The organism is Pseudomaricurvus sp. (genome assembly GCF_965662505.1).
GTDB lineage: Bacteria > Pseudomonadota > Gammaproteobacteria > Pseudomonadales > Cellvibrionaceae > Pseudomaricurvus.
The window spans coordinates 1-15,859 of record NZ_CBFIHX010000087.1 but is presented as its reverse complement, the minus strand read 5'-3'; the positions used below and the strand labels follow the sequence as shown (position 1 = coordinate 15,859).

The window sequence follows — 15,859 nt, the reverse complement described above, 5'->3', positions numbered from 1 at the left end:
CCGCCCGTTCATGTGGAACCGAATTGGCATCCGTCAGTCGCTCAGCTGACGCCGCCGTCACTGATCCTGTTCGATTGGCACGCAACTCTGGTCGACACTCTGGATGCCATGTACCACGCTGTCGACGATATGCTGGCGGAATTCGAAGAGCTGGACCTGATGCAGCGTCTGGTCACCCAAGATAAAGCCAAGTCGCCGGAAGACATGAAATTGGTGACGCATGTCCGGCAGTACAAACAATTGCACCCTAAAATCAAAGCGGATCGGAAGATCTCCCGCACCGATATTTTTGAAGTCTTGTTCGGCGAAGACGACGAAGCCAAACGCATCGCCCACGGTCATTTCACCCGACATTATCGCAAGTATTTTGGAACCGCTTTGCCTTTCGAGCCCCGGGTGCGATATGTGCTGCAGGGGCTGAGAGATATTGGACTGCCTGTGGGGGTGATTACCAATAGGGATCGGGAGTTTTTCGTCGCCGAGCTGGCTAATGTCAATGGCGAGGACTGGTCAGAGTTTTTCGAGGTGTCCGTGTGTGGCGATGATACGGAAAAACGCAAGCCGCATATTGATCAGTTGGAAAAAGCGGTTCAGGGGTTTGGCGTCTCGCTGGGTGAAGGTGTGTGGTATGTAGGCGACAGCACTACCGATACCATTGCCGCCAAGAGTGCGGGCGTAACCAGTGTGTTTTTCAATGGAGCGCAGTGGGATCAGCGATGGTTGAATAAGATCTTTCCGGGCAGTGAACGCTATCCCCATAAGCCCGATGTGGTGGTGAATGATTTTTCGGAGTTTTGGGCTCTGGTGTTGGCTTGTCGGCATCGTGCGTATAGTGTGCCGTCGTAAGTCGGCCATGTGTCGGAGTTGGTGGCACATTTAATGATCAATAACAGAAGCCGGGGGGCTGTGGGGCTGATGTCCAGATTGTTCGTATCGATTTTTAAAACGCTCTGGTATCTATTGGTCGCTTTTGTGGTGGGTACTTTTGGTATAGTGCTCTGTTTGAAGTGGGTTGATCCGCCCGGCTCGGCAGTGATCATGACTTGGGAGTTGGACGCCGGACGATCCGCGAAACATAGGTGGCAACCTCTTGAAAAAATATCCCCCCAATTGCAGATCGCCGTTATCGCTTCTGAAGATCAAAAGTTTCCAGAGCATTTTGGTTTCGACTTTTCCTCCATCAAAAGTGCATTGACTGAAAACGATGGTCGCCTGCGCGGCGCGAGCACCATCAGTCAGCAAGTGGCTAAAAATCTGTTTCTATGGAACGGGCGCAGCTACGTTCGCAAGGCGCTTGAGGCTTGGTACACATTGTTGATGGAGTTGTTGTGGACGAAGCAGCGAATCCTGGAAATGTATTTAAACATCGCGGAGTTTGGTGAGGGGGTTTACGGTGCGCAGGCTGCAGCACAAGTATTCTTCGGCAACACGGCTCTGAACCTTAATGCACGCCAATCCGCACTGTTGGCTACGGTATTACCCAATCCCAAAGTCATGTTGGTCGCCAGGCCTTCTGATTACGTTAACAAACGTGCATCGGATATCTCCAGACTGGTATGGCAGCTGGGTGGCACTGGATACCTTATAAAACTGGATGAGCCTCAGTGACAATCCACATAAAAAATTCTGGCGATGATTTTATCGCGCCTCCCTGTCATGAACAGATTGAAATTCTCTATGAGGATGAACAGCTGTTGGTCATTAACAAGCCCAGTGGGTTGCTGAGCTTGTCGGGGAAAAACCCCGCCAACAAAGATTCTGTGCACTATCGCATGGTGCAGTCTCATCCCGCAGCACTGATGGTGCACCGTTTGGATTTTGGGACCTCCGGCTTGTTATTACTGGCCTTGAATAAACAGGCGAATGCGGATCTTTGTGCGCAGTTTAAAGCGCGCACAGTGGCTAAAACCTATATTGCCATTTTGCAGGGGCGCGTCCCTTGTCAGCAGGGAGTTATCGATTTTCCGATCGCCAAGGATAAGAGCAATTTCCCCTATCAAAAGATCTGCTCGTTAAGCGGCAAGCCCGCGCAAAGCCGCTATGAGTTATTGCAATATGAAGGGGATAACAGTCGAGTGGCGTTTGAACCCCTGACGGGGAGAACACATCAGTTGCGTATACACAGCCGTGAATTGGGGCACCCGATACTGGGGTGTGACCTTTACTCTGCGTCCGGATCACAGCAGCAATCGCCGCGCTTGCTGCTGCACGCCAGCGATTTGGCGTTTGATCATCCGGTCACTGGCAAGCGCCTCCAATTGCACAGCCCTTGCCCTTTTTAGGATCTGAAGCCCTTGCCCCTGTTAAGGTCTAAAAGGGGCGGGTGATGAACAGGAAGACGAAAACACTCCCTCCGAATCGCTACTCTGCCGACAATTGTCCCAGCAGCACCTGAAAAGGATGAGGCAGCTGTAAGTCGTCTATACGCTTGGTCTGGCTGCGACAGGAGTAGCCAGTGGCCATCAGTTTGCCCTGATTTTCATCGGCGTTGACGGTTTGTGACCAGGACAGCTCATAGATACGTTTGGACGTTGCCACGTTTTGCGCTTCGTGTCCGTAGGTGCCTGCCATACCACAGCAACCCACATCCACCATGCTGAGTTCCTGACCGAGAGCGGTAAAAATCGCGCCCCAGTCTTTCATGGAAGCAGCGGCATTGGTTTTTTCGGTGCAGTGAGCCAGAAGTTTAAAATCACCCTCCGCAAAGTTGTCTTTGTGCTCTGCCAGACTGTCAGTTTTGGTGGCTAGCCATTCCTGAAGCAGTTGGACGTTCGGAGCGTTATCCCCCATCACTTTCTGGTATTCACTGCGATACGCCAGCGTCATGGATGGCTCAATGCCAATCAGCGGAATGCCGGTGTTACTGAGCGTGTTTAAAAATTCCGCGGTGTTATTTGCGGTATTTTCAAACGCCTTCAAAAAGCCGTGCACATGCAGTGGTTTGCCGTTGGCTTTGTACGGCGCCAGCAGAGGGTTAAAGCCCAGTGACTTCAGAAGTTTGAGGGCGTCGATCACCACCTGAGTTTCAAAGTAGCTGGTAAAGGCATCCTGCACCACAATCACGGAGCGCTGCTTGTCTTCGTCGCTTAGCTCGCGAATGTTTTCAGCCACAGCGTAACGCAGACCCAGTTGCTGCAATTGGGTGTCCAGATTAACGCCGGTCAGTAGTGGGCTGTCCACCATGCCTGCCAGACGTGCGGTGACTTTTTGGAAGATGGCGGGCTTCATCAGGCCGTTGTACAGCCACGGTACTCGTGCCAGTGTGGGAATCATATATTCCAGACCGCCGATAAAATAATCTTTCAGCGGGCGCAGGTAACGGCTGTAGTACAGCTCCATAAACTTGCTGCGGAAAGAGGGAACATCCACTTTGATCGGGCATTGTCCCACGCAGGATTTACAGGCCAGGCAGCCAGCCATGGATTCCATCACTTCGTTGGAGAAGTCGTATTCACCACGGCGTTTGGCCAGAGTGTTTTTGGTGCGGCCGTAGAGGCTTTTCCAGAAAGATTGCTGCTTGGCATTGGCACTTTCCTGAATCGGATCGATGCCTCTTTCGCTCAGCTGTTTGAGCCATTCGCGCACCAGTGATGAACGGCCTTTCGGCGAGTGGATCCGCTCACGGGTTCCTTTCCAGGAGGGGCACATGGCGTCCTTGGGATCCCAGTTGAAACAAGCCCCGTTGCCGTTACAGTGCATGCCTTCGCTGTAGCCTTCCCAGACTTGTACCGGAATCTTGCGATCTTCCTGGCCACGGGTGACGACACCGTCGATTGCGGCCAGTTTGATGTGTTCATGGGGTGTGGCAATTTTGCCGGGGTTTAGCTGATTGCGGGGATCACAGGTGGCTTTGATTCGCTGCAACTGAGGATACAGTTCACCAAAGAAGGCCGGGGCGTATTCCGAGCGTACCCCTTTGCCGTGTTCGCCCCACAACAGTCCGTTGTACTTTTGAGTCAGTGCCGCCACCTTGTCAGAGATGACGCGTACCATTTTTTCCTGCTCTGGATCTTTCATGTCGATGGCGGGGCGCACATGTAATACCCCCGCGTCGACATGACCAAACATGCCGTAGGCTAAATTATAGCTGTCCAGAACCTCGCGGAATTCCATAATAAAGTCGGCCAGGTTTTCTGGCGGAACGGCGGTATCTTCCACAAACGGAATGGGGCGAGCTTCGCCCTTGGCGTTGCCCAGTAAGCCAACGGATTTCTTGCGCATTGTCCAGATTTTCGACACCGCTGCTGATCCCCAGGCCACGGAGTAACCGATGCTGGGCGAGGTGTCATCGCCGGCGCGTGCGTCCAGCTGATCGGTCAGAACTTTGATATTGGCTTTCAGGGTCTCTTCATCGTCGGCGGTGTATTCCACCAGATTGATACCCTGAATGGTTTTGCCGGCGGTGGGAGGGAAAAACTCTTCCACCGTGTTCCAGACAATATCGCCCATCGCCAGATTGAGCACCTTGGAATCGACGGTCTCAATGGAGGTGGGGCCAGCCTTCATCAGCTCGGTAGCATCGCGCAGAGCGGCGTTAAAGTTTTCGTACTTAACGTTAATCAGCGCCGAACACTTGGGGATGGGCAGAACGTTGAGCTTTGCTTCGGTGATAAAGCCCAGTGTGCCTTCACTGCCACAGAGTACGCTGTTGAGGTCGAACTGTCCGTCCTCGGTGCGGATGTGAGCCAGATCGTAGCCGGTCAGGCAGCGGTTGAGCTTGGGGAATTTGGCTTCAATCTCGGCGTGGTGTTCTTTTTGGATGTCATTGACGACTCGGTGCAGCTCGCCGACTCGGTCCTGACGCTGACTGATGGCGTCGAAATCCTGTTTGTCGAGCGGGTGCGACGTACACTCGCTGCCGTCCATAAATACGGTGGTCAGAGCCAGCACGTGGTCACGGGTTTTGCCGTACAGACAGGAGCCCTGGCCAGAGGCGTCGGTATTGATCATGCCGCCGATGGTGGCGCGGTTACTGGTGGACAGCTCAGGAGCGAAAAACAGGCCGTAGGGTTTAAGCGCCGCATTCAGCTGATCCTTGACGACACCAGTCTGAACCTTGACCCAACGCTCCTTGGCGTTAATTTCAAGAATTCGGTTCATGTGCTTTGAGATGTCAACGATCAGGCCGTCGGTCAGAGATTGCCCGTTGGTACCCGTGCCGCCGCCTCGGGGGCTGAGTACGATATCGCGAAATTGCTTCAGGTTGCTCAGCTCCGCGACTCGAACCAGATCGGTGGCATTTTTGGGGTAAATCACCCCCTGCGGCAGCACCTGATAGATAGAGTTGTCGGTCGCCAGCACCGTGCGGTTGGCGTAATCAGGGTTTAGGTCTCCCTCGAAGCCACAGGCTTTCAGAGCTTCGATAAAGGCCAGATACTGGGCCTGGACCGGGGACGTTTCACGAATACTGGGGATCATAAAGACAATATCAATTGGACATCAGGGCGGCCATTTTACCGGTTCAGAGCCTGGGGTGCTATGGGGCGGTGTGGGATCTTATGTCTATACTGGTAACGTGCTCAATATCGCACTGGGCACTCATTGTGTTATCTGGTCGCACCGCAGCGGCAGAATTGCTGGTAGGCTTTCCGTATTACCTGGGCATCACGAACAGTGCCACAAGGGCATCAAGATCAGTGTCACATGGATATCACGAAATTAGGAGTAGTAAGGATAATGAAGAAAGAGCCGCGGTCTGGAAGTCTATGGTCCCTGGGGAAATGGCCTGTTTGTATCGTCTTGGCAGGTGTTATGGGAATTCCCGTGGCGGGGATGGCGACGGAGGATGCTGCGGATAAAGCCGATAAACCAATGCTGGGTGAGTGGGGGGTTGAGACTCAGAATCTTTCTTCCTCAGTGTCTCCAGGAGATGACTTCTACCGTTATGTGAATCAAGGCTGGCTAGACACGGTAGAGATTCCGCAGGGATTTCCCAGAATCGATTCGTTTGTGGATGTCTATTTGCGCAGCGAAGAGCAGATTGAGGCGATCATCACTCACGTGGATAAGGCCGAGGTCGGGGGCGAGCAAATACAAGCCTTGTACCAGAGCTACATGGATAAAGAGCGCATAGAGAAGCTGGGTTTGACCCCGATTCGGGGCGATCTCCGAAAAATGCTCAAAATTACCCGTCACAGTGAGATTGCTCGCTGGATGGCAAAGCCAATGCAGCAATCCGCAATTGGTGTGGGCGTCCAACTGGATGAGAAGAATCCGGAGCAATACGCCCTGAGAATCTGGCAAGGTGGGCTCGGTCTGCCAGACAGAGCCTACTATCTCGATGGCAGCAAGTTGTACGCTGATATTCGTGCGGACTATACCGACTACATTAAAGCCACCTTTACTCGTGCAGGTCTTGATTGGGTTGATCAGCGCGCAGCCGAGATTGTGGAATTTGAGACGCAACTGGCCAAAGTACACTGGCCGGCTGAAGAGGTGCGCGACAGGATTAGAAACTATCAGCCCATGAGTATGACCGAGCTGACAGACTATGCTCCCGGGTTTGACTGGACAGCCTTTATGGATGAGATGCAGTTGGGCAAGGAGCAGCGTCTGATTGTGAGTACCAATACCGCCATCCAGGAAACCGCCCGGTTAATTGCGGAGACCCCGGTCGATGCGCTGAAATCCTACTTGTTGTTTCACTATATCGATAATCATGCGTCACTGCTGCCCGAGGAATACGCCGAAGCGCAGTTCGCGTTCTACTCGACGCGTTTGAATGGTATTGCAGAGCAGCGCACCAGAGAGCAAAGAGCGCAAAAGTTTGTCAATAATTCTCTGGGTGAGTTGGTTGGACGGATCTATGCAGAGCGGTATTTTCCGGATTCGGACAAGGCCATTTTGAAACAGTACATTGGCTACATTCGGGAGGCCTTTCGTCAGCGCATCAATCAGTCTCCCTGGATGGATAAAGCCACACAGGCGGAAGCCTTTCAAAAACTGGATGCTTTCGTGGCTAAAATTGGTTACCCCGACAAGTGGCGAGATTTTAGCAGCATCGTTATCCGGCCCACCGATTTAATCGGCAATATCCAGCGCATTCAGAAATGGAGCTGGGCGGATGATCTGGCCAAACTGCATGAACCACGCCGAACCTGGGAGTGGGGTATGAACCCCCAGGATATCAACGCCTACTATGCCTCTTCGAGAAATGAGATCGTTTTCCCGGCTGCCATTTTTCAACCGCCGTTCTTCGATGCGAATGCTGATCCCGCCGTCAATTTTGCTGCAATCGGTGCGGTTATTGGGCACGAAATGGGCCATGGTTTTGATGATCAGGGCAGTTTGTCGGACGGTTCAGGCCGTCTGCGAGACTGGTGGACCCCAACCTCTCGTGAGCAGTTTGAACAGCGAACGGCAGAGCTGGTGAAACAGTACAACGGTTACGAGCCTCTGGAAGGCTTGCATGTGAATGGGCAGCTCACGCTGGGAGAAAACATTGGCGATCTCGGTGGTGTCTCGGTGGCGTACGAGGCCTACCGCAGATTTGTGAAGGAGAAGTTTGATGGGCGCGCACCCGTGATCGATGGTTACAGCGGTGATCAACGCTTCTTTATGTCCTGGGCTCAGATGTGGCGATCGAAACAGACGGAAGGTTTGATGAGAAAGCTGGTGCTGACCAATCCTCACAGCCCGAATCAGTATCGTGTGAACGGCGTCTTGCGCAATGTTGACGCCTGGTACGATGCGTTTTCTGTGAACAAGGGTGACGCTTTGTATTTGCCGCCGCAACAGCGTGTTCATATTTGGTAAACATATGTCGGCTTATTGCCGCTGCGGGGTATTTTTTACCGTATAAAGGTATCGCCGAGACTTAACATGGTTTGGTGGTTCGGGTGATCAGGCAAAGTTGTTGTCGCATTGACGGCAAAGGCTGCGGCTTTGGGGTTGTCAGGCATGGGGTTGAGGGCCGCCAACGTGTGGTAGGGCTCCATATCCGCAGATTTTTCCCCGGTATCCGGATCGATGGTGGTCATAATGCAGCGTTCACAGTGATCGCGCAGTTGCAGAGTCAGGCCATCTTGCCGTTGTAAGTTTGACAGTGAATGTTCAGCAAACGCTTCTATACCGGAAATTACCAGGTTAGGTCGGAAGCGGCGCATATCGACAATTGGCAGAGATTTTTCTGTCAGCGCCACATTAAGCGCATCCAGAGACGCGGTGTTGGCGATCAGAAAAGGAGCTGCATCGGCAAAACGGGTGTGAGTCTCTGCCCCAAAGCGTTCCGGTTGTGATTGTACCCGTTGATGTTGGTTGGCCATGGCCACCAGCCGCAGTGGTTGAGGCGGCTGCAACACCTGGTTCAGCCAGTCGGAAGCCTCCGCTGCGGTTTCAACCACTTCGCAGTCGTCGCGCCAAATTTTTGCGGTGAATGCTTCGCTCTTTGGATCCGAGCGCAGCGGCAGTCTGACTTCCCCGTTGTTTTGAATGTTGAGATGACTATCGGCACTGAGCACCAGATCGTCGCCGTCCAGAGCGGTGTTGATCAGCGACATTCTGGGCAGCTGGCGCTGGGTGATAAAACGTCCGTTCGGCATCACCAGCATCCAGTGACGATCGTAGCGTAGGCCTTCTGCTGTGACCGGCCAATGATCGACTTGAATGCCACGCAGGGATTTCACCGGGTAAATCGTTAATTGCTCAATGCGCACTGTCGTCATATGCATCCCGTGTTATGACTGCTTCTTTTCATGGTTTTTCAAATTACTGTTTCTTTTCCGCTCACTGTTTCTTTTCAAAGGCAGCCAGTTGTTCCGGGGTGGCGGGCTGTTGGTATTTGTCTTTCCATTCGCTGTAAGGCATGCCGTAGACGGCTTCGCGCGCCTGGTCGTAATCCATTTCGACCCCTTTGTCTTCGGCGGCGGCCATGTACCATTTGCTCAGGCAATTCCGGCAAAAACCCGCCAGGTTCATCAGTTCAATGTTTTGCACATCTTTGCGGCTGTCGAGATGTTGCAGCAGGCGGCGAAAAGCCGCAGCTTCCAATTCGGTTTGAGTTTGCTTGTCCATAAAAAAGCTCCTGTATCTGATTGATGTATATGTCTGTGCCTGGCCGATCTAAAACAGCTGATCGTACCGAATCACCCGCACCAAATCACCTTCCGCAATGGCGCTATCGATAGGCACCACGGCCATCGCATTCGACCAACGGGTGGACGACAGTACGCCAGAGCTGTGGTTGGGGTGTGTTTCCATTTCTCCGTCATCAGTGACCTTCACGCGAACAAACTCTTCGCGGATGCTCTTGCGGGGGCGTTTAAAGCTGGATGGCATCAGGCTGCCCTGCGGTAGCAGCGGGGTCACGCCCTGCATTTTTTGCAGGTAAGGGCGTGCAAACAATAAGAAGGTAATGAAAGTGGATACCGGATTGCCGGGCAGTCCAAAAAACGGGGTGTCTCCCACACGACCAAACGCCAGAGGCTTGCCGGGCTTGATCGCCATTTTCCACAAATTCAGCTCGCCCAGTTTTTCGACGGCGTGTTTGACGTGGTCTTCTTCACCGACAGAAACTCCCCCTGTGCTGAGGATAACATCAGCTTCCAGTGTGGCGCGGCTGAGTGCTTGCAGAGTGGCTTCCGGCGTGTCTTCTACGCGCCCCAGATCCACACAGGTGATGCCCATCTTGTCCAGCAGTCCCGCCAGTAGGTAGCGGTTGGAGTTGTAGATCTGTCCAGGCTCCAGAGGCTGGCCGGGCTCAACCAATTCGTCACCCGTGGAGAGAATGGCTACTTTCAAACGGCGCAACACCGGTATCTGTTCAATGCCTATGGAAGCCAGCAACCCCAGTGTTTGTGGTGTGAGCTTCTGGCCGGCAGCAGCCACTTCGGCGCCCTGACGAATATCCTGCCCCTGTGGGCGGATGTTGTTGCCCTGAGCGACATCAATGGGGACATACACGGTGTCGTTTTCCAGTCGGCAGTGTTCCTGCATGACCACCGTATCGGCACCGGGCGGAATTTCAGCGCCGGTGAAAATTCGTGCAGCAGTTCCTGGTTCCAGCGGGGTGGCTACCTGTCCGGCCGGTATGCGCTGGCTCACGGTGAACGGCTGCTGATCTGTTCCAGTTGTCTTGAGGTCGGCGTGACGTATCGCGTAGCCGTCCATCGCACTGTTGTCGGCAGGAGGGACATCAAGCGGACTCTGTTGCGCAGTGGCCAAAATTCGGCCGTGTGCTTGTATCAAGGGACAGAGTTCGGTGTCTGTGAGTGGCTGTGTCGCGTTTAAAATCTGAGCCAGTGCTTCACTGGCTGGTGTCATGCCGGTCATTGGGGGTGTCATCTCTGAGTGTTCATCAGGGTGCTCAGTATACCGTTCCCGGAGATCTTTTACTGTGCCACAGCGGCTAAATCGTTAGAATGCCCCTCTTTCATTGATTGCGTTAATGCTGATGTGTTGGCGTCGCACGAGTTGTCAGGAGTCTTGTGAAACCCTCTTTTTTTGCTGAATTTAAGCATTTGTGGCGGCTGGCCAGTCCGCTGTTGGCGGCACAGCTACTGTCTACGGGGCTCGGTGCTGTGGATACGCTTATGGCAGGGCGATATGGCGCTAATGACCTGGCAGCGGTGGCTATCGGCAGTGGCTTGTGGCTGCCGGTGTTTCTGTTGATTTCCGGATTGTTGATCGCCACGACGTCGATGGTGGCACGTTTTTATGGGGCGGGTGATCATGAATCGATCGTTACGACGGTGCAGCAGAGTATCTGGTTGTCCCTTGCGGTCGCAGCTCCCTGTATTGTTCTATTGTGCAATATTGATTTTGTACTTGGCTGGTTGGCTGTGGATCCGGCCTTTGCTGGAATCACAAAAGAGTATCTGATCGCTGTTGCTTTCGGATTGCCCGGGGCCGCTATTTTCAGCAGTCTGCGTTCATTTACCGAGGGTATGGGCCGCACCAAGCCGTTTATGATCAGCAGTTTTGTGGCCTTTTTGGTGAACATCCCCCTAAATTACGGTTTGATCTACGGCCGCTGGGGTTTGCCGGAATTGGGGGGCGCAGGTTGCGGTTGGGCGACAACGGTCAGCATGTGGTCTCAGGTATTGGTGCTGTACTGGTTTATCTCGCGCGCCGATCGCTATGAGGGCATCAAGTTGTTTGCCAGGGGCCAGTGGCCAAATTGGGTAAAGATTCGCCAGGTAGCTCGTCTGGGTTTTCCTATTGCTCTGGCGGTGTTTGCCGAAGTGTCTATTTTTTCGGCCATCGCTTTGCTGTTGGCGCCTTTAGGGGCGGTAGTGGTAGCCAGTCACCAGATTGCGTTGAGCGTCTCGCATCTGATTTTCATGTTGCCGCTGAGTCTCTCTCAGGCGATTACCATCAGAGTGGGCTATTTTCTCGGACGCAATCAGCAGGATCTGGCGAACTTTGTGGTGCGCACCGGTGTCTTATCGTCAGGTATGCTGGCTCTGACAACGATGACCCTGATTTTAACCGGGCGTCATACCATCGTGAGTTGGTACACCACCGATATTGAGTTACAGGCAGCGGCTGCAGGTTTGTTTGTCTGGATGGCTATTTACCAATTTCCGGATCAGATCCAGATTGCGGCCAATGCCTCATTGCGCGCCTATCAGGATACCCGCAAGCCTCTGGCAATGATTCTGTTGTCCTATTGGGGTGTGGCGATTCCGTTGGGTATCAGCCTGGCGCGAACCGATTGGTGGGGCAGCCCGCTATTGGCGGAAGGGTTTTGGATTGCTCTGGTGGTGGGGTTGTCGCTCACAGCGGTTCTGTTGAGCGGTCGATTAATCCGAATTGCCCGGCGGCCTGTCGCATAATTCCTGCAGTATTCAATTTATCCGCTATAGTTGAACTGTCTATTTATTCGAGGAGAGCATTAATGAGAAAGTCACTGCTAACAGGATTCGGAGTGATTCTGGCATCAGTATTGTTATACGGTTGTTCCACCAGCGGCGTCAGTGTCGATCACGATTATAAAGAAGGCGTCAATTTCTCTGAGTATAAGACTTATCGCTGGCGTGACATCAGCCAGGATAAGGATAGCTATCAGGGCAATGATATTCTTAAAGGTAGAATTCATCAGGCGGTGGATGAAAATCTGGCTGCCAAAGGCTTTCAGTTAGTTCAAACCGGCGATGTGGATTTTACCGTGAACTACAGCATTACAACTCAGGCTAAAACCGATGTGAACTCATACAATACTTATAGCGGGATGGCACCTGGTTTTTCCATGGGCTACGGTACAGGTTATTACCGCTATGGATACAGCATGGCTTATACCTCAGCGCCTGAAGTGAGAACCGTTCATTACGAAGAGGGTACTTTCGTGCTGGATGTGATTAGCGATAGCGACAAACTGGTCTGGCGTGGAACGGCTGTGGGTCGATTGAAAAAAGATCAGACCGTGGAAGAAAAACGCAACGCCATTAATAATGTTGTCACCAAAGTGCTGCAAGAATTTCCACCTGAAACGAAAGAAAAGTAAACAGACTCAGAGTTGAAGCCGTAAAAGGAATCATTCTTTTTACTGACAAAAAGGCCGGAAGTTGACGCTTCCGGCCTTTTTTTATGGTTCAAGTGTGGGTGTACTAACGAATAAGAGTCAGTGCCAATTTTAAACAAAAATCGATCTCAATATCGTTATTATATTTTTTGAGTCTTGGCAAGGAAAATCTTCAAATAATTTTAAAATAAGCTTTTTACCCGTGTGTGGTTGCGTTATCCTGTAGTCATTAATAGGTACCTGATTTTAAATTAGTGATGCCTCATCGATTTTATCTTCTACGACGACTAAGGCTGTAACATGAAAGGCAACAGTGACGTAATCAAAGCGCTGAACAAGGTGCTGTTTCACGAGCTGACTTCCATCAATCAATATTTTTTGCATGCGCGAATGTTTCGCAATTGGGGATTGGAAGAGCTCAACGAAAAAGATTACAAAAAATCCATCAAGGATATGAAGCAGGCAGACGACTTGATTGAGCGAATCCTGTTTTTAGAAGGTCTGCCAAACTTGCAGGATCTTGGGAAGATTCGCATCGGTGAGCATGCCGCTGAAATGCTGCAATGCGATCTGGATTTTCAAATGGATCAAATTGCTCTCTTGCGAGAAAGCATTGAGTTGTGTGAAAAAGAACAAGATTACGTTAGCCGTGAATTACTCGAAAGTATCCTCGAGTACGAAGAAGATCATGTGGACTGGATTGAAACTCAACAGTTTTTGATCAAGAACACCGGTGTTGAGAATTATTTACAATCCATGTTGGAGGAATAACATGCAAGGCTCGAAGAAAGTTGTCGATCTTTTGAATCAGCAATTAACGCTGGAACTCACCTCCATGGATCAGTATCTGGCGCACTCCAAGCTTTATGAAGATTGGGGTATCCATAAGCTGCATCAAAAGCTCTCACATGAATATGAAGAAGAACTGGATCACTCCAAGCATTTGATTGAGCGGATTTTGTTTTTGGAGGGAACTCCTGATACGGCATCCCGCAAGGCGATCCACGTTGGCGATAACGTTAAGGCAATGCTGGAAAATGATTTGGCTGCAGAGTTGGAAGTGGCCGCCAGTCTCAGAAAAATTATTGCTGTGTGTGAAGAGGAAAAAGATTACGTCAGCCGTGAAATGCTCGGAAAGCTTTTGGATGATACCGAAATGGATCATATTTATTGGCTGGAGCAACACCTGGGATTGATTGACAAGATCGGTCTGCAAAATTACATACAATCTCAGATGACTGCAGATGCTACACCTTAATCTCTGACTGGCCGGTCAATAGGTCGTCAATCAAAAGGCTCCTGAAAAGGGGCCTTTTTTTATGGCCATCAGTTTAGCAGTGACGGTCGCGGTTGGGATGCTGTTAATGGCATACTGCTGCGAGTAAAACGTAGATGAGCAGGCAATTATGGTGATTAAGCGTATTTTGTTGGTGGGGGCTTTGTGCTGGATGCCGTTCTCTGTGGCCCAGACTGAAGAGCCGCCGGAAGCGGTAGAGCATCTTGCTCAGGCAATAAGAATCCCGACCGTGAGCTTTCAGGATCAGACTCAAATTGACTCGCAGGCTTTTCGGGATTTTCGGCAGTTTATGCAGAACACTTACCCGGAAGTGTTCTCTCAATTACAGGTGAAGTCTATTGCCGAGCACAGTGTGTTGCTGACTTGGAAAGGACGGGACTCCTCTCTCAAGCCTGTGTTGTTTGATGCGCACTATGATGTGGTGCCGATTGAACGAGGTACCGAGTCTGAATGGAGCCATCCTCCCTTTGCCGGAATTATTGATGAGGGCTACTTGTGGGGGCGAGGTGCACTGGACGATAAGGTCACAGTGATAACCACGCTGGAGGCAATTGCTGAACTGCTGAAGTCAGGCTTTCAACCAGAACGCACACTGGTGTTCTCATTTGCTCATGATGAGGAAATTGGCGGGGAGCAGGGCGCGACCAATATTGCTCGTTATTTGAAAGACCGTTACGGCTCACTGGAGTTCATGGTTGGCGAAGGTGGCGTGGTATTGAGCGATAACCCTTTTGTGCCTGAGTTGCCGGTAGCAATGGTTGGGTTGGCGGAGAAAACCTACGTCACCTTGACGCTGAGCGCTAAAGGGGAGGGCGGCCATTCGTCGACACCGGTTGATGACAATGCCATTGTGCGATTGGCAAAGGCGGTGACCGTGCTGCATGAAAATCCCTTTGATCCCAATCTTGCACCTCCAGTGACGGATATGTTGGCAACCCTGGGTGAGCATGTTGGCGGTGTTCAGGGCTTTTTAATGCGCAATCAGTGGCTGAGTTCACCGTTGTTGACCTGGACAATGAGTCGAGACAGAGTCAGTAATGCATTGGTGCGATCCACAACCGCCGTTACGATGTTTAATGCAGGCATTAAAGAAAACGTGATCAGTCAGAAGGCCGAAGCGAAAGTGAACTTTCGGCTATTGCCAGGCGTCTCTCCGGAAGCCTTGATCGAGGATGTAAAAGACATTATTGACGACCCGGCGATAACAGTGACTTCAGGTCACTGGATCCCTGGGCCACCGGTGTCGGATGCGGATGGGGTGGGTTTTCAGCGTGTTGCGTCGGCTATCCAGAAAGTGTTGCCATCTGCCGTTGTGACACCGAGTATGCTGACAGCCACCACGGACACGGCTCATTACGTCGGGTTAACCAAGAATATTTATCGCTTTCATCCGTACACCTTGCCCATGGAGGATGTTGGTAAGGTGCACGGTACAGATGAGCGGATTGCGATTGATAGCGTGGAAACCGCCGTTGACCTTTCCGTTGAGCTTATCAAGCAGGCGGCCTTTTAGCGGATAGCTGACCTAGTGGCCTAACGCCTCGTGTCATGAGTCGACACGAGCAGTTATGATCAGTCGTTCTGATGTGGGTTCTGAAGTTCCAGCTTTTGCCAGAGCCCCTTCATTCGCGCAATGGAAGTCTTGCTCCCGGTTGGCACAAGCAGGCTTTTGAGTATTACCCATTCATCGTTTTCCTGAACTCTTTCCTGAGCTTGAACCTGTCCAAGTAAATACAGCATCAGCCAGCTTTTGCCGGCAATAGTTTCGTGTCTTTATATCACTTGGGTTCGGTCGCGCTCCCCTAAAGCAGTATATTGGGGGTTAAATAAAAATAAAGGTTTACCCTATGTTGTCCTTTTTCGTACCAATTGGCGTCAAATCTATTTATTTCAAAACGATCTAGCAAGGTCTCCCTGATAGGTGATTTACGATTTTTGGGGTGCATGAAATACCTTAAACAGAGAATGGTTGTAGGAAGTGAGACGGCGGCTTTAATTAATGCGTTGAAAGCGCGGGGGTTGCTTGCTAGGGCAGGACTCAAAAATCGCTGACTTAGTCATCAGATACCATTCCAGGTACCCATTCGGTGTTTTGTGAGCTA

The 15,859-nt window shown here is 51.6% G+C and carries 14 protein-coding genes; 9 read left to right on the top strand and 5 right to left on the bottom strand.

Going from position 1 to position 15,859, the window contains the following annotated elements; all coding sequences use genetic code 11:
- The 3 genes from ACTG33_RS12165 to ACTG33_RS12155 form a co-directional block, all read left to right on the top strand.
- A partial coding sequence (locus ACTG33_RS12165) for an HAD family hydrolase (RefSeq protein ID WP_439135491.1) occupies nt 1–846 on the top strand: 846 nt, incomplete at its 5' end.
- Between the two features lie 33 nt (nt 847–879).
- Entirely contained in the window at nt 880–1,608 is a 729-nt protein-coding gene (mtgA, locus tag ACTG33_RS12160; RefSeq protein ID WP_439135490.1) for a monofunctional biosynthetic peptidoglycan transglycosylase, read from the top strand.
- Nucleotides 1,605–2,282, top strand: a complete 678-nt coding sequence (locus ACTG33_RS12155) for an RluA family pseudouridine synthase (RefSeq protein WP_439135489.1) — start codon at nt 1,605–1,607, stop codon at nt 2,280–2,282. Before mtgA ends, ACTG33_RS12155 begins: the two co-directional genes overlap by 4 nt.
- Before the next feature lie 79 nt (nt 2,283–2,361).
- On the opposite strand, the gene ydiJ is transcribed toward ACTG33_RS12155, so the two are convergent.
- The gene (gene ydiJ, locus ACTG33_RS12150; RefSeq protein ID WP_439135488.1) at nt 2,362–5,418 is read right to left on the bottom strand and encodes a D-2-hydroxyglutarate dehydrogenase YdiJ; all 3,057 of its coding nucleotides are present in this window, start codon (nt 5,416–5,418) and stop codon (nt 2,362–2,364) included.
- A gap of 333 nt (nt 5,419–5,751) precedes the next feature.
- Between ydiJ and ACTG33_RS12145 the strand changes: the two genes are divergently transcribed.
- The gene (locus ACTG33_RS12145) at nt 5,752–7,755 is read left to right on the top strand and encodes a M13 family metallopeptidase (RefSeq protein WP_439135487.1); all 2,004 of its coding nucleotides are present in this window, start codon (nt 5,752–5,754) and stop codon (nt 7,753–7,755) included.
- A gap of 35 nt (nt 7,756–7,790) precedes the next feature.
- Here ACTG33_RS12145 and ACTG33_RS12140 read toward each other — a convergent pair whose 3' ends face one another.
- The 3 genes from ACTG33_RS12140 to ACTG33_RS12130 form a co-directional block, all read right to left on the bottom strand.
- A complete protein-coding gene (locus ACTG33_RS12140) occupies nt 7,791–8,663 on the bottom strand; it encodes an MOSC domain-containing protein (protein ID WP_439135486.1) in 873 nt (290 codons plus the stop codon).
- Between the two features lie 61 nt (nt 8,664–8,724).
- On the bottom strand, nt 8,725–9,012 hold the full coding sequence (locus ACTG33_RS12135) for a DUF1244 domain-containing protein (protein ID WP_439135485.1): 288 nt from the start codon (nt 9,010–9,012) through the stop codon (nt 8,725–8,727).
- Between the two features lie 48 nt (nt 9,013–9,060).
- A complete protein-coding gene (locus ACTG33_RS12130; RefSeq protein ID WP_439135484.1) occupies nt 9,061–10,281 on the bottom strand; it encodes a molybdopterin molybdotransferase MoeA in 1,221 nt (406 codons plus the stop codon).
- Nucleotides 10,282–10,424: 143 nt separating this feature from the next.
- Between ACTG33_RS12130 and ACTG33_RS12125 the strand changes: the two genes are divergently transcribed.
- The 5 genes from ACTG33_RS12125 to ACTG33_RS12105 all read left to right on the top strand — a co-directional run bounded on the left by ACTG33_RS12125 (nt 10,425) and on the right by ACTG33_RS12105 (nt 15,270).
- The gene (locus ACTG33_RS12125) at nt 10,425–11,774 is read left to right on the top strand and encodes an MATE family efflux transporter (protein ID WP_439135483.1); all 1,350 of its coding nucleotides are present in this window, start codon (nt 10,425–10,427) and stop codon (nt 11,772–11,774) included.
- 62 nt (nt 11,775–11,836) lie between these two features.
- Nucleotides 11,837–12,442, top strand: coding sequence for a DUF4136 domain-containing protein (locus ACTG33_RS12120; protein ID WP_439135482.1), 606 nt, complete (start codon nt 11,837–11,839; stop codon nt 12,440–12,442).
- A gap of 318 nt (nt 12,443–12,760) precedes the next feature.
- Nucleotides 12,761–13,231 carry a bacterioferritin gene (bfr, locus tag ACTG33_RS12115; protein WP_439135481.1) on the top strand — a complete coding sequence of 157 codons (471 nt, stop codon included), beginning with the start codon at nt 12,761–12,763 and terminating at the stop codon, nt 13,229–13,231.
- A gap of 1 nt (nt 13,232) precedes the next feature.
- Nucleotides 13,233–13,718 carry a bacterioferritin gene (gene bfr, locus ACTG33_RS12110; protein ID WP_439135480.1) on the top strand — a complete coding sequence of 162 codons (486 nt, stop codon included), beginning with the start codon at nt 13,233–13,235 and terminating at the stop codon, nt 13,716–13,718.
- A gap of 148 nt (nt 13,719–13,866) precedes the next feature.
- Nucleotides 13,867–15,270 (top strand): M20/M25/M40 family metallo-hydrolase, encoded by a 1,404-nt coding sequence (locus ACTG33_RS12105; RefSeq protein WP_439135479.1) that lies wholly within the window; start codon nt 13,867–13,869, stop codon nt 15,268–15,270.
- 59 nt (nt 15,271–15,329) lie between these two features.
- Here ACTG33_RS12105 and ACTG33_RS12100 read toward each other — a convergent pair whose 3' ends face one another.
- Nucleotides 15,330–15,497: a hypothetical protein gene (locus ACTG33_RS12100; RefSeq protein ID WP_439135478.1), complete on the bottom strand. Its 168-nt coding sequence runs from the start codon at nt 15,495–15,497 to the stop codon at nt 15,330–15,332.
- Nucleotides 15,498–15,859: the final 362 nt, after the last annotated feature.

Bases quoted from the DNA above. Each gene is read 5' to 3' on its own strand.
- mtgA (WP_439135490.1), top strand. From the start codon at position 880: ATGATCAATAACAGAAGCCGGGGGGCTGTGGGGCTGATGTCCAGATTG.
- ydiJ (WP_439135488.1), bottom strand. From the start codon at position 5,418: ATGATCCCCAGTATTCGTGAAACGTCCCCGGTCCAGGCCCAGTATCTG.
- ACTG33_RS12145 (WP_439135487.1), top strand. From the start codon at position 5,752: ATGGGAATTCCCGTGGCGGGGATGGCGACGGAGGATGCTGCGGATAAA.
- ACTG33_RS12140 (WP_439135486.1), bottom strand. From the start codon at position 8,663: ATGACGACAGTGCGCATTGAGCAATTAACGATTTACCCGGTGAAATCC.
- ACTG33_RS12135 (WP_439135485.1), bottom strand. From the start codon at position 9,012: ATGGACAAGCAAACTCAAACCGAATTGGAAGCTGCGGCTTTTCGCCGC.
- ACTG33_RS12130 (WP_439135484.1), bottom strand. From the start codon at position 10,281: ATGACACCCCCAATGACCGGCATGACACCAGCCAGTGAAGCACTGGCT.
- ACTG33_RS12120 (WP_439135482.1), top strand. From the start codon at position 11,837: ATGAGAAAGTCACTGCTAACAGGATTCGGAGTGATTCTGGCATCAGTA.
- bfr (WP_439135481.1), top strand. From the start codon at position 12,761: ATGAAAGGCAACAGTGACGTAATCAAAGCGCTGAACAAGGTGCTGTTT.
- bfr (WP_439135480.1), top strand. From the start codon at position 13,233: ATGCAAGGCTCGAAGAAAGTTGTCGATCTTTTGAATCAGCAATTAACG.
- ACTG33_RS12105 (WP_439135479.1), top strand. From the start codon at position 13,867: ATGGTGATTAAGCGTATTTTGTTGGTGGGGGCTTTGTGCTGGATGCCG.
- ACTG33_RS12100 (WP_439135478.1), bottom strand. From the start codon at position 15,497: ATGCTGTATTTACTTGGACAGGTTCAAGCTCAGGAAAGAGTTCAGGAA.